The organism is Streptococcus parasanguinis ATCC 15912, from assembly GCF_000164675.2.
Taxonomy (GTDB): domain Bacteria; phylum Bacillota; class Bacilli; order Lactobacillales; family Streptococcaceae; genus Streptococcus; species Streptococcus parasanguinis.
This window is the reverse complement of record NC_015678.1, coordinates 202,488-227,956: the sequence shown is the minus strand read 5'-3', so window position 1 is coordinate 227,956 and position 25,469 is coordinate 202,488. Positions and strand designations below refer to the sequence as shown.

The following is a 25,469-nucleotide window of genomic DNA, read 5'->3' as shown; positions in this document are numbered from 1 at the left end:
TGCTCTCCTTTTTACTCAATTTTATTTAAATCTTATTTGCCTGTTAGCTTTCCAATGATCTCTGACCAGGTCTCCGGAGAGAGAATGGACCATGGATTTTTTCCATTGCCAATCACTCCATAGCCAATGACCAAACCAACTGCAAAAATGATGATGCCAATCACAGCCAACAGGAGGACAATTCCTAGCTGTTTTCCAACATAACGAAGATTAGTTTTCATCGTCTGCTTCCTCTACACGTTTCACATCTGCACCAAGTGCCACCAATTTCTCATGGAATTGATAATAACCACGGTCTAAGTGACTTAATTTGCTGACTTTCGTCTCTCCTTCTGCCACTAAGCCCATCAAGACAAGCGTTGCACTCGCACGCAAATCGGTCGACATGACCTCTGCACCTTGGAAACTTTCACCTCCTACGATACGAGCTGTATCCCGCATAATATCTGAGTGAACGCCCATTCGACGCATCTCTTCTAAATGCTGGAAGCGATTCTCAAAGACAGTTTCAATCATGGTGGACTCACCCTTAGCCATGGCCATCAAGGCTGTAAATTGAGCCTGCATATCAGTTGGGAATCCTGGGTACGGAAGAGTTTTAACGGTCACTGGACGGAGCTTACTGATATCCGATTGAATCCGAATTCCATTTTCTTCTTCGGTTACCGTCACGCCCATCTCCTGCATCTTAGACAGCAGCGGACGATTGTGTTCCCAAATGGCATCTTCGATCAAGACATCTCCACCCGTCATGGCTGCCCCAATCATAAAAGTTCCAGCTTCGATGCGGTCTTGTACAACATTGTGGTTTGCCCCGTGCAAGCTCTCCACACCGACGACGGTTAAGGTCTCAGTTCCTGCCCCCCTGACATTAGCTCCCATTTTGTTGAGCAAAAGAGCTAGGTCGACAATCTCAGGTTCCCGCGCAGCATTTTCAATCACGGTGACTCCATCAGCCAAGGTTGCGGCCATCATAATATTTTGTGTCGCCCCTACTGATGGGAAGTCCATATAGATATGTGCTCCCTTGAGACGATCTGCTTTCGCTTCAATATAGCCGGCCGTTTGTGTAATTTCAGCCCCCATGGCTTCCAGACCCTTAAGGTGAAGATCAATCGGACGACTACCGATCGTACAGCCTCCAGGCATGGAAACTTTGGCATGGCCATTCCGTGCCAAGACAGGACCCAAGACAACGATAGAGGCTCGCATCTTGCTCACATACTTATAAGGCGCTTCCTCTGACAATTTTTCTTGCGCATCTACGACAACCGTATTTTCTTCTTCATTGAAGGTCACTTGTGCATTCAACCCACGAACGACATTATTCATTGTGAAGACATCTGATAAAACAGGGACGTTTTTTAAGGTTGTCACGCCCTCACTTGCAAGGACTGTTGCAGCAAGAAGCGGAAGGACAGCGTTTTTTGCTCCTTCGATTTTGACAGTTCCAACTAGTCGATTATTTCCACCATTAACGATTATTTTTTCCATACGGGATTGTTCTCCAATTTCTTAAAGTCACGACTTCTATCATACCATATTTTTTATAAAATGTGGTTAGAATTGGCCAATAAAAATCTGCCGACTCATCTCATACACGCTGATAAAAAATGAGCTGGCTAGATAGCCGATTCCAATGCTGAGCATCAAGATCAAAAAACGGATTTTAACAGCATTTTCAGTACTTACTTTTAAAAACTTTTCCCATTGAACCAGGTTCAACAATAGGTAATAGGCAAAAAAGATAAACAATAAATGGCTTGAAAAGTTAAAAATCATTTGAATCATACAGCTATTATACCATATTTGATTCTCACTTTCTTCTTTTGATTCTCACTCAACAAAAATAAGGCGAGGATAAGACCTCTACCTTATTTTTTAATATGTTATAAACGATTTCCGACATTAATCCGATTAATGGCGCGTTGAAGAGCAATTTTAGCACGACGTTCCATATCAACCGAATGCTGATCTTTGGCTTCTTCAATCGCTTTTTCAGCTCGCAGTTTGGCACGTTCTGCACGACTAATGTCGATATCTCGAGCACGTTCGGCAGAATCGGCAACAATGGTAATGACATTATCTGCTACTTCGATAATCCCCCCATTGACTGCAATCCAATCAATATGTTTGTCATCGTCGACACGACGAACCTTTACTTGGTCTACAGCCAAAACCGCAATGGTATTGATATGATGAGGTAAAATCCCTAATTCACCATCAATTGTCTTGACAGATACAAATGCGGCATGATGATCATAAACCAGTCCATCCGGTGTAACGATTTGGACGTTCATTTGACTCATCTTTCACCTCTTCTTAGAATCCCATTTTTTCAGCTTTGGCAATCACATCTTCGATCGATCCAACACCACGGAAGGCATCTTCAGGAAGATGGTCATATTTTCCGTCCAAGATTTCTTTAAAACCACGAACAGTTTCTGCAACAGGTACGTATGAACCAGGTTGACCGGTAAATTGTTCGGCAACGTTGAAGTTTTGTGACAAGAAGAATTGGATCCGGCGAGCACGAGCAACTAAGGTCTTTTCTTCGTCAGACAATTCATCCATCCCCAAGATCGCAATGATATCTTGCAATTCATGGTAACGTTGAAGGACGCGTTTGACCTCAGAAGCTACTGCATAGTGTTCTTCTCCTACGATTTCTGGAGAAAGGGCACGTGAGCTTGATGCCAATGGGTCCACCGCAGGGTAGATCCCCAATTGTACCAATTTACGTTCCAAGTTGGTTGTTGAATCCAAGTGGGCAAAGGCGGTTGCTGGCGCTGGGTCTGTATAGTCATCGGCTGGCACATAGATGGCTTGGATGGATGTAACAGAACCTTTCTTGGTTGACGTAATCCGTTCTTGCAATTGCCCCATTTCAGTTGCCAAAGTAGGTTGGTAACCAACGGCTGAAGGCATCCGTCCCAAAAGGGCTGATACTTCAGATCCGGCTTGGGTGAAACGGAAGATATTGTCGATAAACAAGAGGACGTCCTGACCTTCGACATCACGGAAGTATTCCGCAATGGTCAAACCAGTCAAAGCAACACGCATCCGTGCTCCAGGTGGCTCATTCATTTGTCCAAAGACCATGGCTGTTTTTTCAATAACGCCAGATTCTTTCATTTCCCAGTAAAGGTCATTCCCTTCACGTGTCCGTTCCCCAACACCGGTAAATACAGAAATACCACCGTGTTCTTGGGCAATATTATGGATTAATTCTTGAATCAAGACAGTCTTCCCAACTCCGGCACCACCGAAGAGTCCGACCTTCCCACCTTTCAAATAAGGGGCTAAGAGGTCAATGACCTTGATCCCTGTTTCAAGAATTTCTTCTGAAGTAGAGAGCTCGTCAAAGGATGGAGCTTTTTTGTGGATGGAGTCACGAGGAGCATCCTCAGCAAAAGGTTGATCCAAGTCAATGGTATCTCCAAGAACATTGAAGACACGTCCCAAGGTTTCTTTTCCGACAGGAACAGAGATTGGACGACCTGTGTCCAAGACTTCCATTCCACGGGTTAAACCATCGGTTGATTCCATGGCGATGGTCCGTACGACCCCATCACCAAGTTCCAAAGCTACTTCAAGAACGACTTTTGATTTTTGTTGGTCATTTTTATAGACTACAAGCGCATTATTGATCTCAGGAAGTTTATCTCCAACGGAAAAGGCAACGTCTACGACGGGACCTACGACCTGAGAAATTTTGCCTAAACTCATGTCATTCTCCTATTCTAAGTAATTTCTACTGCTCAAAAGTTCTCTTTCAAGCATCTGTTTTTGTATTTAAAATTGTATCCGACAACTATTCAAGGGCGCTAGCACCCGCAACGATTTCGGTAATTTCTTGTGTAATCGCTGCTTGACGAGCACGGTTGTATTGAATCGTTAATTCATCAATGACTTTCTTGGCATTGTCTGTTGCAGTTTGCATGGCCATCATCCCAGCAGCATTTTCAGCTGTTTTAGCATCAATAATGGCACCATAGATCATGCTTTCAGCAAATTGAGGAAGCAATTGATCCAAAATGGCATCTCGACTAGATTCCAATTCTAGATTCAATACATAGTCCTCATCCGCTTCATTTGGGTCCAAATCAATAATTGGAAGCATTTGTTCCACCCGCATTTGACTCGTCAAACTGTTGACGTGGTGGTTGTAACAGACGTACAACTCATCAAACAAGCCTTCCTGATACATTTGGACTGTTTTCGAAATGATCTTGCGAACTTCCTTAAAGCTAGGCTGATCAGGCAAACCACGCAATTCATAAACCGGCTGAATCCCACGGGCACGGAAGAAATCCGCACCGACGCTTCCAATACAGATCACTTCAAAGTCATCTCCAGTTGGATGGTATTCTGCCTTCATTTCCATCATGGTTTTAAGGATGGAGGCATTGTAACCTCCAACCAAACCACGATCGGATGTAATCACGATATAAGCTGTCTTTTTTACCGGGCGACTCACCAACATCGGATGGGACTTGGTATTTTCTGTTTCATGTCCATGGAGCAAGTCTGTTAAGAGCTTACGAACCTTAGCAGCATAAACCTGAAAATCCTTGGCTGCCTGCTCAGATTTACCAAGTTTGGCAGCGGACACCATCTGCATGGCATTGGTGATTTGACTGGTGTTTTTTGTGGATGCAATTTTATTTTTAATATCATTTAATGAAACTGCCATCTTCCACTCCTATTTCTATTTGAAATTTGACTGGTTGACAAATTCAGTAAGGGCTGCATCCAGTTCTTCTTCTGCTGGAAGATCATGTGTCGAACGAATCGTCTCAAAGATTTGATGATAATGTGCTTCAAAGTAATCAAACAACTCTTCTTGGAAACGAAGAATGTCGTCTACTGGAACACTATCTAAGAAACCATGAGTCAAGGCATACAAGATCACGACTTGTTTTTCAACTGTCAATGGTTCATGAACGGGTTGTTTCAAGACTTCCACTGTCCGACGACCACGGTTCAATTTCGCTTGAGTGGCCGCATCCAAATCACTACCAAATTTCGTGAAGGCTTCCAACTCACGGTAGGAAGCGAGGTCGATACGAAGGGTACCAGCAACCTTCTTCATAGCCTTGATTTGAGCAGATCCACCAACCCGGGAAACAGAAGATCCGGCATCAATGGCTGGACGAATACCGGCATTAAACAAACTATCTTGCAAGAAGATTTGTCCGTCTGTGATCGAAATCACATTGGTTGCGATATAAGCAGAAATATCTCCTGCTTGGGTTTCAATGATTGGAAGAGCTGTAATAGAGCCTCCACCCAATTCATCTGAAACTTTAGCTGAACGTTCCAACAAACGACTGTGGAGATAGAAGACATCCCCTGGGAAGGCTTCACGACCTGGTGGACGACGGAGAAGAAGGGACAATTCACGGTAGGCTACGGCTTGTTTTGACAAATCATCATAGACGATCAAAACATGTTTACCGTTATACATGAACTCTTCTGCCATGGCAACCCCAGCATAAGGTGCCAAATAAAGCAATGGAGACGGTTGAGAAGCCGAAGCGGTTACCACAATCGTATAATCCATAGCTCCGTATTTACGGAGAGTTTCTACTTGCGTACGAACTGTTGATTCTTTTTGACCAATCGCCACATAGATACAGATCATGTCTTGACCCTTTTGGTTCAAGATGGTATCGATGGCAATCGAAGTTTTCCCTGTTTGACGGTCCCCGATGATCAATTCCCGTTGACCGCGTCCAATTGGAACAAGGGCATCAATGGCTTTCAAACCAGTTTGTAGGGGTTCTGAGACAGATTTCCGTTGCATAACACCAGGAGCTGGTGTTTCTACTGGACGGAATTTATCTGTCACAATCTCACCCAAACCATCTACTGGTTGGCCAAGTGGGTTGACAACACGACCAATCAAGGCATCCCCCGCAGGGACTTCCATGATTTTACCTGTACGACGGACAGAGTCTCCTTCACGAATATCCGTGAAATCACCCAAGATGATGATCCCGACATCCGTTGTTTCTAAGTTTTGGGCCATCCCGTATGAGCCATTTTCAAAAATCAACAACTCACCACTCATGGCATTTTCAAGCCCATGAGCACGGGCAATCCCGTCACCAATGTAGGTTACAACACCTGTCTCAGTGACGTCAAAGTTTGGCTTGAAATTTTCAATTTGTTGCTTAATTAAAGCGCTGATTTCTTGTGCGTTAATCGCCAAAATTCACACCACTTTCTATTTCAATTTAGATTTTATAACTTGCAATTGGTGTTTGAGACTGGTATCCAACGTTTTATGATTGGCTGTCACGACAAAGCCACCAATTAAATCTGGATCGATCTTTTGTTGGATCGAGCGAACTTGAATCCCAAATTTTCTTTCGATAATGGGTACTAGCTTTTGCTCTTGAACAGGATCCAAACCAGCAACTGTCGTAACAGTGACGACAAATGCGTTGCTCAACAGTTGAATCTGATCCAAACAAATCGTTACAATGTCATAAAATAAGGCTTCACGATGATTGAGAATAACCACTTCAATCAAATGGTCGAGTAATTGTGAATCAGAGGGTTGAAAAAGTCTTAGACTTTTTGCTTTCTCTTCATCCTCTACACCGATATGAGCTAAGAAGTTAGCAAGTCCAGTCTCCTCAAAAATGCCCTTGATTTGGGTCAATTTTTCAAAGACAAGATCTTGTTCTCCTTTTTCAAAGACCAATTGAACAAAAGGCTGGGTATATTTCTCAATCACCATCAGTTGCTTTTTGTCCATTAGGCTTCTCCTAATTCATCAAGATAGCGATCGATCAGTTGGCGTTGACCTTCAGCATCCAGCTGTTGACTCAACAATTTGCTGGCAAGATTGACAGTGAGATCTGCCACATCGCCTTTGATACTGTTCAATGCTTCTTCTTTGTTATGCGCAATTTCTTGTTGCGCTTTTTCTTTCAAACGTACTGCTTCTTGAGTGGCTTCTGAAAGGATCTGAGATTTGTTCTTTTCTGCAGTTTCCTTTGCATTTTCGACAATAGACGCAGCTTCTTTGCGGCTACCTGCCAACTCTTCTTCACGTTTACTTGCTAGTTCCTCAGCTTTTTGACGAGCTGATTCTGCTCCATCAATATCATCTGTAATCTTTTTGGCACGCGCTTCTAAAATTCCATTGATATTGTTCCATGCAAATTTCTTTATTAAAAAGATTAATAATAGGAAGGAACCAGCAATGAGAATAAAGTTACCAATAATTTCACTCATTGATACATGCATTCTTCTACTCCTCCTCTACTTACTCTTCACCATTAATTTTCTTACCAATATAGATTGATGACAACATGGTAAACACATAGGCTTGGATACATGAAATAAAAATTGAAAATGCAGTCCATGCCATGCTACCAATAAAGGCAAATGGATACCAATAGAAAGCTTGGTGTGATAAGTTCACGAGCAAGCTTGCTAATACCTCACCCGCAAAGATATTTCCGAAGATCCGAAGTGCCAAGGAGGCAAAGTTCGTTAATTCTTCCAAAATATTCATGGGGGTCATAAATCCAGGTGTCACAAAAGCCTTTAAATATTCCTTCACACCACGTCGGCGAATTCCTTCTACATGGGCGATTAAGGTGATCAAAAATGAAAAGGCAAAGTCATAACCCAGGTTAGCGGTTGGTGATGTCCACAAATTGTAACCATTGGTCGTTTCGATTTTAGCCATCAATCCAATGTTATTGGCCACTAAAAGAAATAGGAAAAGAACAAACAAGAACAATGAATAGTCCTTTATATAATGTTCCCCAATATTTCCTTTGGTGAAGCCTACGACAAAGTCATATGCGTATTCCAGCACATTTTGTTTGCCCTTTGGTCGGATCGTCATTTTACGGCTGGCCCAATAAATAAAGCCAAAAACCACCAAAACAGCAATCAAGGTCATAGCAAGTAGGGTCAAATTAAAAGTTACAGGTCCAAGAGTTATCGTTGGAGTGATACTTTCTTCCAAGTTTTGACACCTCCTTTTCTAAAATAGAAGTGCTTATTTGATAATGAAGGCCATAACCAAGGTTACGAAGAAAGTACCTTCGACAAAGGCAACACCAAGAATCAAGAGGCTACGCAATTGACCAATAATTTCTGGTTGACGAGACGCAGATTTCAATAGGCTGCTCATCATCAAACCTTCTGCCAGTGATACACCAAAGCAGGCTAAACAAAGACCTAAAAATGTTAAATTCATGATGAATTCTCCTTTTATAAATTTTACCTCCTTAGTTTACTCCTAAAAGATATAATAGTCAAATATTTCCTAGAAAAGAAAGCGTTTTTGTTAAATTACGTTATTTTTTTAATATGATAATTTTTCCGACCTACGATTGATTCCTTTTAATTTTTAGACACTTTGTCCACCTCTATTCATTTTTTCTTCTAAAAAACTCTCACCTGCTCAGCAGATGAGAGAATTCGATTATTTAAAGATAGACGTTTTGAAACTGTCTGTTTGTTGCAGCAATTTCTTAAAGACTTTTTCTTTCAGTGCAACCGTATTGTCAAATTTGACAGAACCGTTACTTAGAGTAGCCTTATCTTTATCCACTGCTTCAGCAAATGCACGTTTCAAGTCTTCATAGCTATTGTATGTCTTCCCATCGATGTCAATAGCCTGCATTCCATTTTTGGCACTGGTTACCACTTCATTGAAGTAAGCTTTCTTCCAATCTTCAAGGGTACTGAATCTTCCATCAGAAATCTTCTGAATGACGAAGTCATCTCCTAGAGTGGCAAGTCCAGCTTGTTTAGACTCTTGTTTATACTTGTTTGAAGCATACCCTAAGAAGCCTTTTTCATAGCCATAATAGCCCCAAATCCTGAAAGTATTGTGTTTGAAGGACATGGCTCCAGGAGCCCCTTCACTGGTGTTCCCACCATAGATCCCTGTCATCATCGGCACAGTCACATAGGCTGAACCAAAGTCAGATGGATTATAGACGCCATTTCCAGGACCACGGTTGGTCATGAAATTATTGGTGATGAGGTCATCTACTGTATTTAAAGCAATGGCTTTTTCCTCATCACTCAACGGTCGAACCTTATCGAATTGATTCTTGGTGTTCGCTCCTCGGTATTGTTTATCAACCTTCTTGAACCAAGCATTGTTTAAGTCCTTGCTATGTTTATCCAATACAGCTTCCCCTTCTAGGTAATCCAGAAGCATGAGCGTATCGTTATAGCCTTTCATGTACCGATCAATCTCCTCACGTGAGGTGAGATCATTTGGATTTGTATTGTACCATTGGTTTCCATCGTTTTGACGTTCATAAGCCATGTTGAGACCTAAGGCTTTGTATTCCCCATTTGGATTGGATACAGATGGTGTTTGGAGCATTCCTTGGGCAAAGGCTTCAATATCTGTCCCTTCGCGGTGTCTCCACCCACCTAAGTAAACCATACGGTCATTGACGTGCGTCGTTTCGTGGGTAAAGGCAGACACCCCAAAGTCACTGACCATATCGGTCACCATGAAGAAGACAGAGTCGTCTTTATATGGATTTCCGTAAATTCGAGCTACTGCTCCCATCCGCCAATCTGTCGCATGGTAACGATCGGTTGGGCCATACAATTCACGAATTGGAGCGACATCTTTGCCACTGTTGGTATGGCCATAGCGATCTGTACTAATGCCCTTGTAGTTTTGATTATCAAGGACAGGGGTCGAAACCATATTATTGCTCTTCAAGAGTTGATTGCGAACCTTATCCGTTGCGAGACGCGACCAGAAATCTAGGTAATTTTGTTGTCCTTTAGCCACCTTGTCAATTTCCGCTTTGAAGGCAGTTCGTTCCGCTTCCGTATTCTTGCCATATTTCTCAAAGGAACTGTAGGCCATGGTATTGTAAGTTGAAATCAAGAACATATGGGCATCTTTTAAGTTCAAGAGTGGCAAGATCATTTTACCGTGAACATCATTGTTTAAGCCTTCATAAGCTCTGTGTTTGGCAGATGCGAACGCTGGATTGGTCGTCTCAGGCTCCACTATATAGACATTGTCTTTGGTTGCTTTGATGAACCAATCATTCAAGTCTCTATCACTTGTAAAGAGCTCCATATTGTACTTCAAGAAGTCATTTAGGTTACCAGAAAGAGTCGATTTAGCCACGACTTCTCGGAAGGCATCGTGGGTACGAGTCCCTTTGATATAATCTTCTTTTGAACCAATTTCGATCAAGCGATCTAAAACATCGACATTCTTCCCATAGAAGTCTGGCTTGAACAACATGAGCTGTTTGAGATGGACATCATCGAACTTCACTCCGTAATAGCGATTGAGGTAAGAAAGCCCCAGAAGTACGGCAGCCTTGTTATCTTCAATTTTCTTGATGAGTGCCCGTTTGGCAGCCTCATCCGTGTTTAATTGATGGTCTTGGTTTTCAACCAGTTGTTTGACAAAGTGAGTCAGATTGTCTTTGACTTCTTGGAAGCTTTCTTCGAGGTAAAGGTTCTTAATGGCATTGACTTTGTTAGGTCCTGTTCTACCTAGGTGCGTGTAGATTGGGTCAGATTGTAATTCGACGGGATTTAATGTTTCAACAATGGCACTAATGAGATCTCTCCGGTCTTTGTCCACCATATTCGGCGTGTAGACCACTTCACCGAGCTCCGCTACGCTGTACTCTTTCACTTGTTTGACTTTTGAATCTTTCGGTGAAATGCTAAAGATATCTTTTGTCTTATCCGAGTAATGGATCAGAATATGGTCGGCATCCCCCAGTTCTGTCACAAAGGTATTGCCTTTCATGGCCGTCACCGACAAGGCTTCTTTTGTCAAGAGAGGACTTCCTGTAGCCAATTTATTTCCTTGATCCACAATCCACTCTTTGTTGTAGAATGGTTGCAGTTTTGCAATATTGCGGTAAGCAAGTTCGCGAGTGGCATCGTAGCCATCAATTGCCTTGTATTGATCGTCTTTGCTAACAAGGTTATTGAGCGTAACTTCAATCGGTTTACTGTTGGTAAATTTATCAGCAGTGATTCCCATTGCTTCAATCTTCTGCTCAGCTTCTGCCAGCGAGATGCTTGGGATTCTACGGGAATTGTTAAAGGATTTCTTCCCTTCACTCACGCCCTCCACACTGTAATTGCGCTTGGTTCTTGAATAGGTGAAGTAATCATCTGCATCGATATCCGAGTGTCCGAAGACCATCTCACCAGTTTTGACTTTCATCATGGTGATATTGTCTTCAATAGTCCCCAAGGCCCAGTTGGTCCCGAGTAATCCACCAGATTGAACTGCTTCTTTGAGTTCAATTGAACCTTTAGCAAGTGAATTTCTGAGAACCCCTTCTTTACCTACTGTGTGGTTATTTCCACCATTTTGAGAGGAATAAACGAGACCTGCCGCTTTGGCTTTGTTACCAGTGATTTCAGCATCAACGTAAGCTTTTTCAACGACACCTTTCCAGTTCTCACCAATAACACCTGCTAGATAGCCACCTTTATTGCCAGCAGCGTGCAGTTTCCCGATGAAGGCAACATTACTGACCTTCCCACTGCCATCAATTTTATTGATGATCCCTGCTACATCGTTGTTTCCAACAACGCTTCCTGTTACTTTAACATTTTCGACAATCGCATTATTTTTTATGACACCTGCGATTGGTGCTACTCGATCTGTCCCAGGTAGGTCAATCGCAACATTTTCAAGCAAGAGATTCTTAACAGTACCACCTTCGATGTTACCAAATAACGGTCTCGTAATGTTATGGATAGCAAATTTATTGCCTTCTGTACTTTCCAATATTCCCTTGAAGGCATTGGTTACATAAGACTTGCCAGCTGGTTGCACATTACTTGCATTCATACTGCTACCAAGCTTAAAGGTACCAGTCGGATTGGCTTGCATAGCTTTTACAAGTTCGTTGAAATTGTAATAGACATCTCCTTCATGAGCTTTCGGCTTCGCAATATAATGGACATAGTCCTCACTAAACTGCTTGTCCGCAGTCCGTTGGATCAGATCTGGAGCTTTGGCTGTTATTTTGTATAAGGTCGCTCCCTCTACCGTCACTTCTTCAATTTTATCAACAGCCAGTTTTGTGACCTTATTATCATGGGTGGTAACCTTTAAGTAATAAGGTTTCACATCCAATGGTGTTTCAGACAAGAGGCTACTATCTGTCTCAAGACCTTGGTCATCCACGCTAATCAGACTGGTTTCCTTGATGTTTTTGACTTCAACTTTTTTAAGGTCAAGTCTTAGTGGCTCTTCCTTGAGAATCTCTTCTTCATCCCCATTTCCGCGGTCATAGACCATGGTCGTTGCCAGCGTATAATCCTTGTAGTAGTCTAAATCCAGTAAGGCAGCTGCTAAATCAGACTCTGAAAGGGCAAAAGTTTTCACCACTTGATCGCCCTTCTTCAACACCGCCTGGATGGACTTGATGGTCACACCCTCTGGTTTGTCTAAATGATAGCTAGCTTTGGCACTGCGCTTCAATTCTTCCTTATCGACCTGGGTCAAGGTTAAGGTTGGCTTGTCTAGTTCTTTGGTCCCTTTTTTAATGATCCGATCTTGGGCTTGTTCAACTACTTCCTCCGAAACTGTTGGAGCATCCGCAGTTTTTACACCTTTAATGGTCTTATAGACTTTGCTGATTTTCTTCTTCCCGTTTTTACCTGCTTGAGAAACTGTTTCGCTTCCTTTCAGCAAGGTGGCATCCTGTTCGATTACCGTCTTAAATGGAATTTCCTCAAAAGAAATATCCTCTGTTTGGCCTTCAATCACCTTACTTCCACGACTAATTTTTTCTGTCACAGGAGCTTTTACCGTTTCAGTTGTCGTGCTGAGGGGCTCTCCAACCTTTTCGCCATTGACCGTTTTATAAACACGGCGAATTTCCTGGCTACCAGCTTCGCCTTTCTGAAGGAGGATTTCTTCATCGGTGTAACGATTGGCATCCGTTACATACTCTGTTTCATATGGAAGGATTACCGTTTCTGTCTCCGTCACTGTCCCTTCGGTCACTTGGTAGGCTGGATTCTCTGATTGAACAGGAGCTTCGCCAACATGACCTTCTTCTTGTGTCCCTTTAGCTTCCACTACTCCTGTATAGGCTGGAGCCTCTGGTTGAACAGGAGCTTCTCCCACGTGACCTTCTTCCTGCGTCCCTTTAGCTTCCACTACTCCTGTATAGGCTGGAGCCTCTGGTTGAACGTGAGCTTCTCCCACGTGACCTTCTTCCTGCGTCCCCTTTGCTGTTACAACTGGAGAAGGGCTTGGTTGAGGGGTTGGTTGCGCATCTTCTTTTGTACCGACGGCAATAATTTGCGAAACCGGTTCTTTAGTGAGCTTGCTTTCAGCTACTCTGCGAACTTCTTGTCCATCTACTACACTCACTTCCGTAAATATAGTCCGCTCTCCATTTTGGCCAGCAGTCAGCACCCTAGTTTGCCCTTTGGCTAATGTAGGATCAGCTTGGTTGATAATTTCAAATGGGATAGGCTCAGTAGAGACTTCAAGGCTTGGTTTTTCAACTTGAGGAAAGGCTGGAGCGACTTCTGGGGTCACACGCGCTTGTGCTTCCACTTGTGGAATCCCTGTGCTTCTTTTGATCGTCCCTGCTACAGAAAATTTCGTTTCCTGCTTAGCCTTTGTTTCTTGTGAATCCGTCTTTTGGACTGGCGAGTAGTGCAGATAGCCCACATAGTCGTAGCCGTCAATTTGAATCACGCCATTTGCAAGATCTTTGCTCGATGAGATCGCAAGATCCTGATTATAAGCGCGAAAAATTTGATTTTGTAGCGCAGCGACTTCAACTGGAACTAAAAGACTTTGTCCCATGGCTCCAATCAAAAGGACGCCCATGACCTTCTTCCGGTGCTTTTTAGAAAGTAAGAGGACCGCAAATGAAGCTGTGGCTAGACTTAGGCCAAAGAGGGCGATTTCCTGACTTCCTGTTTGGGGAAGAACTGGCTGAGTTGCCTCCTTCTTCTTATAGACTAAATAGAAGGTATCTTCATTTTGGTATTCTTCAGGAATTGCATGAATTACCTGTTTTTTTTCATCAGCAGTTAGCTCTTCTTCTGTCACATATCCTAAGTGAACGTTTGCAGGTAGGGTCACCTGATCAGCTTTGACAGGACGAGCTCCTAACAGACTTCCTCCCAATAAAAAGGCTCCAATGGCCACTGGACCAACCCCAACGGATAATTTCCGAATCGAATATTTGGTCTTCTTTTCAAAAAATTGTTTTGCTTTTTTCATCCTAAAATTCCTATATAGTAATATTCAAACCTCAGGTCAAAGCCTTATTTTATATGGAGAAGGAAAATAGTTTCCGAAAACAAGGAACTTCCCGAGATTTTTTACCTTCACCTATCTTATCTTTTTTCTTCTATTTTAGCAAGCACTAAAACTCAAAAAAATAAACTGTTTTATTTATAGGAAGAAAGCAAAACAAAAAACGCCTCGAAAGGCGTTTGTATCATAGTTCTATTTATAAGGATTGGTACAAATCATTGTATCGTTGACTAGCCGTATCCCATGAGAAGTCACGAGTCATAGCTTGCTCTTGCAGACCATACCAAGCCTGTTTGTCTTTGTAGTAGACAGCCAAAGCTTCATCAACTGCCCAGTTAAACCAATAGCCAGACAAATTATTGAAGCTAAAGCCTGTTCCACTTCCATCAACAACATTATACGGTTGAACCGTATCTCGAAGTCCGCCGACTTCATGCACCAAAGGAAGGGTTCCATAACGCATGGCCATCATTTGAGAAAGACCACACGGTTCAAAGCGGCTTGGCATCAAGAAGACATCTGACGCTGCATAGATTTCTTGGGCCAATTGGACATCAAATGTGATATTAGCTGAAAGTTTATCTGAGTAGGCTTGACCGAACCAAGCAAAGGCATTTTCAAATCCAGGATCTCCTGTACCGAGCAAGACAATCTGAATATCCTTTTGCAAGAGTTGATGCAACTCTTCTACCACAACATCAAAACCTTTTTGGCGTGTCAAACGAGAGACGATCCCAAACAAAGGTACATCATCGCGAACGGGTAGACCGACACGTTCTTGAAGAGCTCGTTTACTAGCTGCTTTACCTGAAAGATCTGAGAGACTGAAGTGATACGTCAGAAGCGGATCAGTTTCAGGATTATATAGATCCGCATCAATCCCGTTAACAATACCGGTCACCTTGCCAGACTCCATCCGAAGGATCTGATCCAAGCCACAACCATATTCAGAAGTCATAATCTCATGTGCATAACTAGGAGATACGGTTGTCACACGGTCAGCATATAGAATGCCGGCTTTCATCCAATTCAGGCAATCATTCCACCGAAGCGTTCCGTCTGCATAGCGTTCAAATCCCACTCCGAATAGATCCCATAACATTCCTGGGTCAAACTGACCTTGGAATTCCAAATTATGGATGGTCAATACTGTCTTAATCCCATGATAAGCTTGAATCCAACGGTATTTCTCCTTAAGCAAGAAAGGAATCATCGCTGTATGGTAATCATGTGCATGAAGAACATCTGGAATGAAGTCAACCCGTTCCATCGTTTCTAAGGCCGCAAGCTGGAAGAAGGCAAAGCGTTCGCCATCATCAAAGTCACCATACACATGGCCTCTAAAGAAATAGTGTTGGTTATCAATAAAGTAAAAGGTGACTCCATCGCGCACAATGCGTTTCACACCAACATATTGACTTCTCCAGCCAACTTTGGTCTCAAAATGCAAGACATCTTCGATTTGATCTCCAAACTTGGCCTCTACCATATCATAGTATGGGAGGATCACGCGCACATCATGACCACTTTTAGCTAAGGATTTAGGAAGAGCGCCAATGACGTCTCCCAACCCCCCTGTTTTAGAAAACGGTGCTCCTTCAGCTGCAACAAATAATAGTTTCATTAGACAATATCCTCTGTAACAATCGTTCCTTTTTTAACCACGACAGGTGCTTCTTCTGTCCCACGAATCGTCACACCAGCAGCCACTTCGGCCCCCTTATCCAGGATGGCATGTTCGACGATTGCATTTTCATGAATTACAACACCAGGGAAAAGAAGACTACTACGGACTTCTGAACCTTGATGAAGGTGTACCCGGCGTGAAACAACAGAGCGTTCAACGGTTCCTTCTACAATACTACCAGAAGCAAATTGGGACGATTTGATATTTGAAGTCTTGGAATAATAAGTCGGCTCTTCATTCTTCACTTTTGTATACACCTTTTGATTTGGTGAAAAGAGCTTCATGAATTTTTGGTTTTCCAACATATCCAAGTTTGCTTGATAATAGGATTCAACTGAGTGAATATTTGCTAGGTAGCCTGTATATTCAAAAGCAAAAGCATTGTATTCCACCGCCAAATCACGCAAGATATAGCGCAATTTTTGTGGGTATTCTTTCTTAGCTTCTTCTTCTATTTTTTCAATCAACCAAGGAGTATCCACAATAAAGACATCTGTTGACATGTTGTATACTTCATCAGGATCCTTGCCATCAAAAAGTTTTTGCTCTGTAACATGGTCTGTTTCATCAATTTCCAAGACAGCATTCACTTCAGAGATATTTTGAAGATGCAACTTTTTATAAACCACTGTAATCGGACGATCAATGGTATTATGAAGGTGGAAAATCTGATTGAGGTCAATATTCATTAATACATCACAGTTCAAAGCAACTGTTTGGTTAGAACCAGACCGTTTCAAGTAGGTCAATAATTGTTGGTAGTATTCTGGCCCTACCGTTGTATTTTCAACTGGAGTATTATAGATTCCGAGGTAATAGTGGCTCAATAAAGTAGACAAGCCCCACTCACGACCTGAACGAATATGGTCAAAGACCGAACTAATATTTTCTTGTTGGAAAATCCCAAAAACACTACGAATACCAGCATTTGCAAGACTAGACAATGGGAAGTCGATTAAGCGGTATTTCCCATCAAACGGTAGGGATGCTACCGGACGATGGCTAGTCAAAGTGGACATATCATGATACCCAACTGTATTTCCTAAAATGGCTGAATATTTATCAATCTTCATCTGTTGCTACCCCCACTTTTTCATTGTAACCGACAACTTGTACTTCCTCTGTTCCATCAATCACGACACCTTCTGCAATGACTGCACCTTCCCCGATAATCGCGCGTTTCACGACAGCTCCTTTACCGATTATGGCATTGCTCATCACGACAGCATCTTCGACAACTGCTCCTTCACGAACTTGAGCTTCTGTTGATAAGATGGAGTGTTTGACTGTACCGTCTACCGAACAACCGTCGACGACAAGAGAATCTTCGACGTGGCCATGTTCCCCAAAGAAGTTCGGTGGAGAAATGAGGTTGCGTGAATAGATTTTCCAGTGACGATCGCGACTATCCAAGGCATTATTTGGATCGATATATTCCATATTGGCTTCCCAAAGAGACTCAATCGTACCAACGTCTTTCCAATAACCATTGAATTCATAAGCATAAACACTTTCGCCTGATTCTAGATAAGTTGGAATGACATTTTTACCGAAGTCTGACATATCGATATCACTCTTTTCAGCAGCAATCAACATATTGCGCAGACGAGCCCAGTCAAAGATGTAAATCCCCATGGAAGCCTTGGTAGATTTTGGTTCAGCTGGTTTTTCTTCAAATTCGACAATCCGATTATTGGCATCTGTATTCATGATTCCAAAACGGCTTGCTTCCTTCAAAGGTACATCTAGGACGGCAACAGTCAAGCTTGCATTATTATCCTTGTGCGCTTGAAGCATATCATCGTAATCCATCTTATAGATGTGGTCCCCAGATAAAATCAAGACATATTCCGGATTGATGCTATCGATATAGTCGATGTTTTGGAGGATAGCATGGCTAGTTCCTTCAAACCAACGATTTCCTTCACTAGCTGAATAAGGTTGGAGAATAGACACACCCGTATTGATTCCATCCAAACCCCAGCTGGAACCATTCCCAATATGGCTGTTAAGGGCAAGTGGCTGGTACTGTGTAATCACACCAACATTGTGAATTCCTGAGTTGGCACAGTTTGATAGCGCAAAATCGATAATCCGATAGCGCCCACCAAATTGAACCGCAGGTTTTGCGATGTTTTTGGTTAATTTTCCAAGACGTGTTCCTTGCCCACCGGCAAGAATTAAAGCGAGCATTTCATTCTTCATTGACTACTTCCTCTTTTTAAAGCCTGGACTCCCATAGAGTCAACCGATCGTCATTTCTTATCTGATGTTTTAGATTTTGTCTTACGCACCTTGCGTTTCACCTTCCAAATGCTAGCACCTAAAGCCGGCAAAGTAAAGGTCAAGGTTTGTTCATAATCCTTCCACAGTCCCTCTTGAGACTGAACTGTCGGATTGTGCTCTTTCCAGACACCTCCCCATTCTTCTAATTCTGTATTCCAAATTTCTTCATAGACCGCTGATACAGGCACACCAATCGTAAAGTCCTTGCGTTCTACTGGTGCCATATTGAAAACGCACACCAAAAGATCGCCCTTACGATTTTTCCGGACCATAGACAAGACGCTCTGATCCCGGTTATCTGCATCAATAATCTCTAAGCCATCAAAGCTATCATCAATCTCCCACAATTCCTTGTGTTCCTTGTAGAAATGATTGAGCTGAGAAGTGAAACGACGCATCTTGGCGTTCATTTCATCCTCTAGATTGCCCCATTCCAGTTGCTCTTCTGACTTCCATTCCAAAAATTGACCAAATTCCGAACCCATAAAGAGTAATTTTTTTCCTGGATGGCAAATCTGATAGGTCAAAAGGTTACGGAGTCCAGCAAATTGATTGTAACGATCTCCCCACATCTTGTGCATCAAACTCTTCTTGCCATGCACTACTTCATCATGTGAAAACGGAAGAAGGAAATTTTCAGAAAATGCATACATATAACTAAAGGTTACCAGATTAAAGTCAAATTTCCTGTAGACCGGGTCTTCCTCATAGAATCGGAGAATATCATTCATCCAACCCATATTCCATTTATAGTCAAAACCAAGACCACCTTCTTCTTCAGGGCCTGTGACCTTTTGACCAGCAGAACTTTCTTCTGCAATCATCATAACATCTGGGTGTTCGTTCTTGATAATCGCATTCAAACGTCTGAGGAAATGAACCCCTTCATAGTTGAGGTTTCCCCCATCAATATTTGGTGTCCATGGACCGCTATCGTAATCAAGATAGAGCATATTGCTCACGGCATCAACCCGAATTCCATCTAAATGATAGGTGTCAATCCAAAACTTCAAACTAGAAATCAAGAATGATTGTACTTGATTTTTTCCTAAATCGAAGTTCAAAGCTCCCCAACCATAGTTATGGGCCCGATGTTCATCCTGATACTCAAAAGTTGGTGTTCCATCATAATAAGCCAAGGCATCATCATTGATAATGAAATGACCAGGTACCCAATCCACGATAACACCGATATTATTGAGATGACATTCTTCCACGAAGTCTTGAAACTCTTCTGGACTACCATAAGTCTGTTCGAGTGCAAAATAACCCATGAGCTGATATCCCCAGCTCAGTCCCAATGGGTGGGCCATAACTGGCATAAATTCCACGTGAGTGTAGTTCATCTCAACTAGATAAGGAATCAGTTCTTCTTTTAGTTGTTTAAAGGTATAGGAACTGTGATCTTCATTTCGTTTCCACGATCCTGCGTGCACCTCATAGATATTAACAGGTCGTTCCTTAAAACCAAGCTTTTTACGGCGTGCCCTCCAAAGACCATCTTTCCAGTTTTTCTCTGGGATGGTCTTAATAATAGATCCTGTATTGGGTCTCTTTTCCATCCATAACGCTAGAGGATCAATTTTTTGTACCTGATGACCATTTTGTCGCGTCACCAAGTACTTGTATATATCTCCCTCTTTTGCATCGGGACAGAAGACTTCCCAGACGCCTCCTTCATTACGAACCATTGGAATTCTACGGGCTTCCCAATCAGTGAAATCACCAATCAGATCAACAGCCTGTGCATTTGGAGCCCATACACGGAAGGTGTAACCTTCTTGATCTCCTTCGAACTCTTTGTGAGCTCCTAAGTACTCTTGAAGACGGAAATTATCCCCTCTTCCAAACGTCCATAAGTCTGTGCTTCTATCCATAAACTCACCTCTTTATATTTTTGAAAGCGTTTTCTACGTGTTTTTATTTTACTATAAAATCACTTAATTTTCAAGCTTATTCCTGTAAAATCATGTAAAATTATCAGGAAAATTTTTGTCATTTTCTATCCCGAACTTTTTCTTTGTTCTCTTCGTTTTCCTCCTAATCTTACTTATGATTATACTATATATCTTAGGGATTTCAAACAAAAAACCGAACAACCCTTCTAATATTTTTATTACTAGCTAGTTGATTACGAATAAAAACAAACATTTCTCTTGTTTCATTAGAAAAAATCATATAAGAAAAGACTAAGACAGAATTGTCTTAGTCTTGTTCGACTCTTAGTCTACATTCACATATTCTTTTGAAAGTTCAAGAACTTCTTCCATTGTTGAACATTCAGTCAGAGCACGGTTAGCGTATTCTTGCATTTTAGCAGTGTCCAATTTCTTCATCAAGCTACGTGTACGAAGGACAGATGTAGCTGACATAGAGAACTCATCCAAGCCCATTCCGACAAGAAGTGGAACAGCAGTTTGGTCACCGGCCATTTCACCACACATACCAGCCCATTTACCTTCAGCGTGAGCCGCTTTGATCACATTGTTGATCAAGCGAAGGATAGATGGGTTATATGGTTGGTAAAGGTATGAAACTTGTTCGTTCATACGGTCAGCAGCCATTGTGTATTGGATCAGGTCGTTTGTACCAATTGAGAAGAAATCAACTTCTTTAGCAAATTGATCAGCAAGCATTGCCGCAGCTGGAATTTCAATCATGATACCTACTTGGATATCATCTGCAACCGCTACCCCTTCAGCAACCAATTTCGCTTTTTCTTCCTCGAGAATTCCTTTAGCAGTACGGAACTCAGTCAACAAAGCAACCATTGGGAACATAATCCGCAATTTACCGTGAACAGATGCACGAAGTAAAGCACGCAATTGTGTACGGAACATTTGGTTACCTGTCTCAGAAATAGAGATACGCAAAGCACGGAAACCTAAGAATGGGTTCATTTCTTTAGGAAGATCGAAGTAAGGGAGTTCTTTATCTCCACCGATATCCATTGTACGAACGACAACAGGTTTACCGTTCATACCTTCAAGAACAGCTTTGTATGCTTCGTATTGATCATCTTCAGTTGGGAAGTCTTGAGAATCCATGTACAAGAATTCTGTACGGTAGAGACCAACAGCTTCTGCACCGTTATCATTTACACCTTCAACGTCTTTAGGTGTACCGATGTTAGCAGCCAATTCGAAATGTTTTCCATCGGCAGTAACTGTTTGAGCATCTTTAAGGAGAGCCCATTCAGCTTTTTGTTTCGCGTAAGCTTCACCAGCTGCTTTGAACTCTGCGATTTGTTCTTCAGTAGGGTTGATCACCACTTCACCAGTGATCCCTGAAACAGCCAAAACATCGCCATCTTTGACAAGTTCTGTAATATTGTTTGTACCGAGAACGGCTGCAATTTCAAGTGTACGCGCCATGATAGCTGAGTGACTGGTACGTCCACCGATGTTAGTAACAAAGGCTTTTACGTACTTTTTGTTCAACTGAGCTGTATCAGATGGTGTCAAGTCATGCGCTACCACGATTGCTTCTTCATTGATAGAAGCAGGGTTAGGCAATTTCTTACCAAGCAAGTTAGCAAGCACACGTTTTGTAACGTCACGAATATCCGCTGCACGTTCTTGCATGTAAGGATTGTCTTCCATTCCTTCAAAGATCGCAATGAACATGTCAGTGACTTCTTTTAAGCCTGCTTCTGCATTGATTTTTTTTGTACGAATCGTTTCTTTGATCTGACCAACCATTTCAGGGTCAGCGAGAACCATCATATGCGCATCAAAAACTTGCGCTGCTTCTTCACCAAGGCTTGCTACTGCATTCTCCCGAATAAGAGAAAGCTCGTTTTGTGAAGCTTCAAGAGCTGCATCCAAACGAGCTTCTTCTGCACTTGTATCTTCGACTGAAACTGTCTCAAATGATAAGTCTGGTTGAATGAGCAAATATGCCTTAGCAACGGCAACACCGTCAGATGCTGCAATTCCTTTTAGCATTTTTGTCATATTTTAAGCCAATCCTTCTTTAGTCATTGTTTCTGAGATAGCTGCGATAGCATCATCAGCGTCAGCACCTTCGGCAGAAATCACAACGTCAGCACCTTGACCAACACCAAGGCTCATAACACCCATGATTGATTTCAAGTTAACTGATTTACCTTTGTATTCAAGAGTGATGTCTGATGCAAATTTACTTGCAGTTTGAACCAACAAAGTTGCTGGACGTGCGTGGATACCTGTTTCTGCCACAATGTGGAAATCTTTAGAAGCCATAATTGGACTCTCCTTTTAAAAAATAGTTTTGAGCTACCTTTTGATAACCCTTACAATTTGGTATTATATCATCTTTTGAAATATTTTTCAAGATTTTTATCACTGACTTACAGAAAAAGACTGCGAAAAATCGCAATTTTAATACATTTTAACGCTATTTCTAGGAATATATGAAACAACCTTTCAATTTTCTACTATATAAAAGGTCAAATTTTCCCTCTATTTTCAATGATTTTATTTTTCAAACCACAGGATATTGATTTATAAGAATATTATTCCTAGTTAAAGATGCTTAGAAACCTATTCCTATCCTCTTTTTTGGAAATACGCATCCTTTACAAACCACAATATATTGTGGTCTAAAAACACCATTCCATATCTTTGCACAATATTTAGTTAAATTTTGTTGACAAGTAACTGGAATTTGTTTATACTGATTACAGATTTATATTTCGATAGGAGAACGGAAAAGAAATGGTAACCATTTATTCAAAAAATAATTGTGTTCAGTGCAAAATGACGAAGCGATTCCTTGATAGCAATCACGTAGAATACCGCGAAATTAACTTAGACGAACAGCCACAATTTGTAGAGCATGTTAAGAGCCTCGGTTTCAACGCTGCTCCAGTTATTCAAACACCAGATGAAGTATTTTCTGGTTTTCAACCAGCTAAGTTGAAGAAACTTTCTTAATAAACACAGTATTTTTCTTGAATAAGGTCTAGCGTTAGCAACCTAACACTAGACTTTTTACTTGTAAAGAGAGGACTTCTCCTCTTCATTTTTTTGAACTAGAAAAGGATTATTATGGGATTAAAATCTCTTGAAGATGTGACGTATTTTCGTCTTAATAATGAAATCAACCGTCCAGTAAACGGCCAAATCATGCTTCATAAGGATAAAGAAGCTTTGGATGCTTTCTTTAAAGAAAATGTTGTACCAAATACTAAAACCTTTGACTCGATTACAGACAAGATTCAGTACCTTCTCGAGCACAATTACATTGAGAGAGCATTTATCGAGAAATACCGTCCTGAATTTTTAGAGGAATTGGCCCAATTTATCAAAGACCAAAACTTCCAATTCAAGTCCTTCATGGCGGCCTATAAATTCTATAACCAATATGCTCTGAAAACAAATGATGGAGAATACTATCTTGAAAGCATGGAAGACCGTGTCTTCTTCAATGCTCTCTATTTTGCAGATGGAAATGAAGCTATCGCGCGAGACATCGCAAACGAAATTATCCACCAACGCTACCAACCAGCTACTCCTTCTTTCTTAAACGCTGGACGTGCCCGCCGTGGAGAATTGGTTTCATGTTTCTTGATCCAAGTAACCGATGATATGAATGCGATCGGACGTTCTATCAACTCTGCCCTTCAACTGTCTCGTATCGGTGGTGGGGTTGGAATTTCCCTCAGCAACCTTCGTGAAGCCGGAGCACCGATCAAAGGGTATGAAGGAGCAGCTTCTGGGGTCGTACCTGTTATGAAACTCTTTGAAGATAGCTTCTCTTACTCTAACCAATTGGGACAACGGCAAGGGGCTGGGGTTGTTTACCTCAACGTCTTCCACCCAGACATCATCGCCTTCCTGTCTACTAAGAAAGAAAATGCTGATGAAAAAGTTCGGGTGAAGACTCTTTCACTTGGTGTCGTCGTGCCAGATAAGTTCTACGAGTTGGCTCGTAAAAATGAAGAAATGTACCTCTTCAGCCCATACTCTGTGGAACGTGAATACGGAGTACCATTTAACTACATCGACATCACTGAAAAATACGATGAGTTAGTCGCTAATCCAAATATCCGCAAGACAAAAATTAAGGCACGTGATTTGGAAACTGAAATTTCTAAATTGCAACAAGAATCTGGTTACCCTTATGTGGTCAACATTGATACAGCCAACCGGGCTAACCCTGTTGATGGGAAAATCATCATGAGTAACTTGTGTTCAGAGATCCTACAGGTTCAGGAACCAAGCTTGATCAACGATGCCCAAGAATTTGTTCAAATGGGAACAGACGTCTCATGTAACCTTGGTTCAACCAACGTGGTCAACATGATGACTTCACCTGATTTTGGTCGTTCGATTCGTGCCATGGTTCGTGCTTTAACCTTCGTTACAGATAGCTCTCATATCGTGGCCGTTCCAACAATTGACCACGGAAATAAACTGGCGCATTCGTTCGGACTTGGAGCTATGGGACTTCACAGCTACCTTGCGCAACAATTGATTGAATACGGATCACCTGAGTCTGTTGAGTTCACAAGTATCTACTTCATGCTCATGAACTACTGGACTCTCGTAGAATCTAACAACATCGCGCGCGAACGTGGTGTTACCTTCCACAACTTCGAAAAATCTGATTATGCCAACGGTACTTACTTTGATAAGTACACGACTGGAGAATTTGTACCAAAATCTGATCGCGTCAAAGAACTCTTTAAAGATATCTTTATCCCAAGTGCAGAGGATTGGGCAGAACTGCGTGCTAAAGTTCAAGCAGATGGTCTTTACCACCAAAACCGCCTAGCTGTCGCACCAAATGGATCTATCAGCTACATCAATGACGTATCTGCTTCTATCCACCCAATTACACAGCGGATTGAAGAACGCCAAGAGAAAAAAATCGGTAAGATCTACTACCCTGCAGCAGGATTGTCAACGGAAACGATTCCTTACTACACTTCTGCCTACGACATGGATATGCGAAAAGTCATCGATGTCTATGCTGCTGCAACTGAGCATGTAGATCAAGGTCTTTCACTGACCCTCTTTATGCGTAGCGACATTCCAAAAGGGCTCTACGAATGGAAAACAGAAAACAAACAAACCACTCGTGACTTGTCTATCCTTCGGAACTACGCCTTTAACAAGGGTATCAAGTCTATCTACTACGTTCGTACCTTTACAGATGATGGTGGAGAAGTTGGCGCCAACCAATGTGAAAGCTGTGTCATCTAATCCGCTATCCTAGATAGCT

Annotated in this window: 20 protein-coding genes; 2 read left to right on the top strand and 18 right to left on the bottom strand. The window is 42.0% G+C overall.

Going from position 1 to position 25,469, the window contains the following annotated elements; translation table 11 throughout:
* Window positions 1-32: 32 nt before the first annotated feature.
* The 18 genes from HMPREF0833_RS01135 to HMPREF0833_RS01050 all read right to left on the bottom strand — a co-directional run bounded on the left by HMPREF0833_RS01135 (window position 33) and on the right by HMPREF0833_RS01050 (window position 22,483).
* The gene (locus HMPREF0833_RS01135; RefSeq protein WP_013903324.1) at window positions 33-221 is read right to left on the bottom strand and encodes a DNA-directed RNA polymerase subunit beta; all 189 of its coding nucleotides are present in this window, start codon (window positions 219-221) and stop codon (window positions 33-35) included.
* Window positions 211-1,494: a UDP-N-acetylglucosamine 1-carboxyvinyltransferase gene (gene murA / locus HMPREF0833_RS01130; RefSeq protein WP_013903323.1), complete on the bottom strand. Its 1,284-nt coding sequence runs from the start codon at window positions 1,492-1,494 to the stop codon at window positions 211-213. Before murA ends, HMPREF0833_RS01135 begins: the two co-directional genes overlap by 11 nt.
* A gap of 66 nt (window positions 1,495-1,560) precedes the next feature.
* Window positions 1,561-1,791 (bottom strand): DUF1146 family protein, encoded by a 231-nt coding sequence (locus tag HMPREF0833_RS01125; RefSeq protein WP_013903322.1) that lies wholly within the window; start codon window positions 1,789-1,791, stop codon window positions 1,561-1,563.
* A 98-nt stretch (window positions 1,792-1,889) separates the two neighbouring features.
* Window positions 1,890-2,309 carry a F0F1 ATP synthase subunit epsilon gene (locus HMPREF0833_RS01120; protein WP_003002471.1) on the bottom strand — a complete coding sequence of 140 codons (420 nt, stop codon included), beginning with the start codon at window positions 2,307-2,309 and terminating at the stop codon, window positions 1,890-1,892.
* 13 nt (window positions 2,310-2,322) lie between these two features.
* Window positions 2,323-3,729 carry a F0F1 ATP synthase subunit beta gene (gene atpD, locus HMPREF0833_RS01115; RefSeq protein ID WP_013903321.1) on the bottom strand — a complete coding sequence of 469 codons (1,407 nt, stop codon included), beginning with the start codon at window positions 3,727-3,729 and terminating at the stop codon, window positions 2,323-2,325.
* 85 nt (window positions 3,730-3,814) lie between these two features.
* Entirely contained in the window at window positions 3,815-4,696 is an 882-nt protein-coding gene (locus HMPREF0833_RS01110; RefSeq protein ID WP_013903320.1) for a F0F1 ATP synthase subunit gamma, read from the bottom strand.
* A 15-nt stretch (window positions 4,697-4,711) separates the two neighbouring features.
* Window positions 4,712-6,217, bottom strand: coding sequence for a F0F1 ATP synthase subunit alpha (gene atpA / locus HMPREF0833_RS01105; RefSeq protein WP_009732555.1), 1,506 nt, complete (start codon window positions 6,215-6,217; stop codon window positions 4,712-4,714).
* Window positions 6,218-6,232: 15 nt separating this feature from the next.
* The gene (locus HMPREF0833_RS01100; RefSeq protein ID WP_013903319.1) at window positions 6,233-6,769 is read right to left on the bottom strand and encodes a F0F1 ATP synthase subunit delta; all 537 of its coding nucleotides are present in this window, start codon (window positions 6,767-6,769) and stop codon (window positions 6,233-6,235) included.
* On the bottom strand, window positions 6,769-7,263 hold the full coding sequence (gene atpF / locus HMPREF0833_RS01095) for a F0F1 ATP synthase subunit B (protein ID WP_004219970.1): 495 nt from the start codon (window positions 7,261-7,263) through the stop codon (window positions 6,769-6,771). Before atpF ends, HMPREF0833_RS01100 begins: the two co-directional genes overlap by 1 nt.
* Window positions 7,264-7,282: 19 nt before the next feature.
* Window positions 7,283-7,996, bottom strand: coding sequence for a F0F1 ATP synthase subunit A (gene atpB, locus HMPREF0833_RS01090; RefSeq protein WP_004219958.1), 714 nt, complete (start codon window positions 7,994-7,996; stop codon window positions 7,283-7,285).
* A 33-nt stretch (window positions 7,997-8,029) separates the two neighbouring features.
* Entirely contained in the window at window positions 8,030-8,230 is a 201-nt protein-coding gene (locus HMPREF0833_RS01085; RefSeq protein ID WP_003006433.1) for a F0F1 ATP synthase subunit C, read from the bottom strand.
* Between the two features lie 228 nt (window positions 8,231-8,458).
* A complete protein-coding gene (locus tag HMPREF0833_RS01080) occupies window positions 8,459-14,251 on the bottom strand; it encodes a ZmpA/ZmpB/ZmpC family metallo-endopeptidase (RefSeq protein ID WP_013903318.1) in 5,793 nt (1,930 codons plus the stop codon).
* A gap of 232 nt (window positions 14,252-14,483) precedes the next feature.
* Window positions 14,484-15,911, bottom strand: a complete 1,428-nt coding sequence (gene glgA / locus HMPREF0833_RS01075) for a glycogen synthase GlgA (RefSeq protein WP_013903317.1) — start codon at window positions 15,909-15,911, stop codon at window positions 14,484-14,486.
* Window positions 15,911-17,047 carry a glucose-1-phosphate adenylyltransferase subunit GlgD gene (gene glgD, locus HMPREF0833_RS01070; protein ID WP_013903316.1) on the bottom strand — a complete coding sequence of 379 codons (1,137 nt, stop codon included), beginning with the start codon at window positions 17,045-17,047 and terminating at the stop codon, window positions 15,911-15,913. The genes glgA and glgD overlap by 1 nt, the downstream gene beginning before the upstream one ends.
* Entirely contained in the window at window positions 17,037-18,179 is a 1,143-nt protein-coding gene (locus HMPREF0833_RS01065; RefSeq protein WP_013903315.1) for a glucose-1-phosphate adenylyltransferase, read from the bottom strand. The genes glgD and HMPREF0833_RS01065 overlap by 11 nt, the downstream gene beginning before the upstream one ends.
* 50 nt (window positions 18,180-18,229) lie before the next feature.
* Window positions 18,230-20,137 carry a 1,4-alpha-glucan branching protein GlgB gene (gene glgB / locus HMPREF0833_RS01060; protein ID WP_013903314.1) on the bottom strand — a complete coding sequence of 636 codons (1,908 nt, stop codon included), beginning with the start codon at window positions 20,135-20,137 and terminating at the stop codon, window positions 18,230-18,232.
* Between the two features lie 345 nt (window positions 20,138-20,482).
* On the bottom strand, window positions 20,483-22,216 hold the full coding sequence (gene ptsP / locus HMPREF0833_RS01055) for a phosphoenolpyruvate--protein phosphotransferase (protein ID WP_013903313.1): 1,734 nt from the start codon (window positions 22,214-22,216) through the stop codon (window positions 20,483-20,485).
* Between the two features lie 3 nt (window positions 22,217-22,219).
* Window positions 22,220-22,483: a phosphocarrier protein HPr gene (locus tag HMPREF0833_RS01050; protein ID WP_003006411.1), complete on the bottom strand. Its 264-nt coding sequence runs from the start codon at window positions 22,481-22,483 to the stop codon at window positions 22,220-22,222.
* 474 nt (window positions 22,484-22,957) lie between these two features.
* Here HMPREF0833_RS01050 and nrdH point away from each other — a divergent pair, with 474 nt between their 5' ends.
* Window positions 22,958-23,176, top strand: coding sequence for a glutaredoxin-like protein NrdH (gene nrdH / locus HMPREF0833_RS01045; RefSeq protein WP_003017768.1), 219 nt, complete (start codon window positions 22,958-22,960; stop codon window positions 23,174-23,176).
* Window positions 23,177-23,290: 114 nt separating this feature from the next.
* On the top strand, window positions 23,291-25,450 hold the full coding sequence (gene nrdE / locus HMPREF0833_RS01040; protein WP_013903312.1) for a class 1b ribonucleoside-diphosphate reductase subunit alpha: 2,160 nt from the start codon (window positions 23,291-23,293) through the stop codon (window positions 25,448-25,450).
* The last annotated feature ends 19 nt before the right edge of the window (window positions 25,451-25,469 follow it).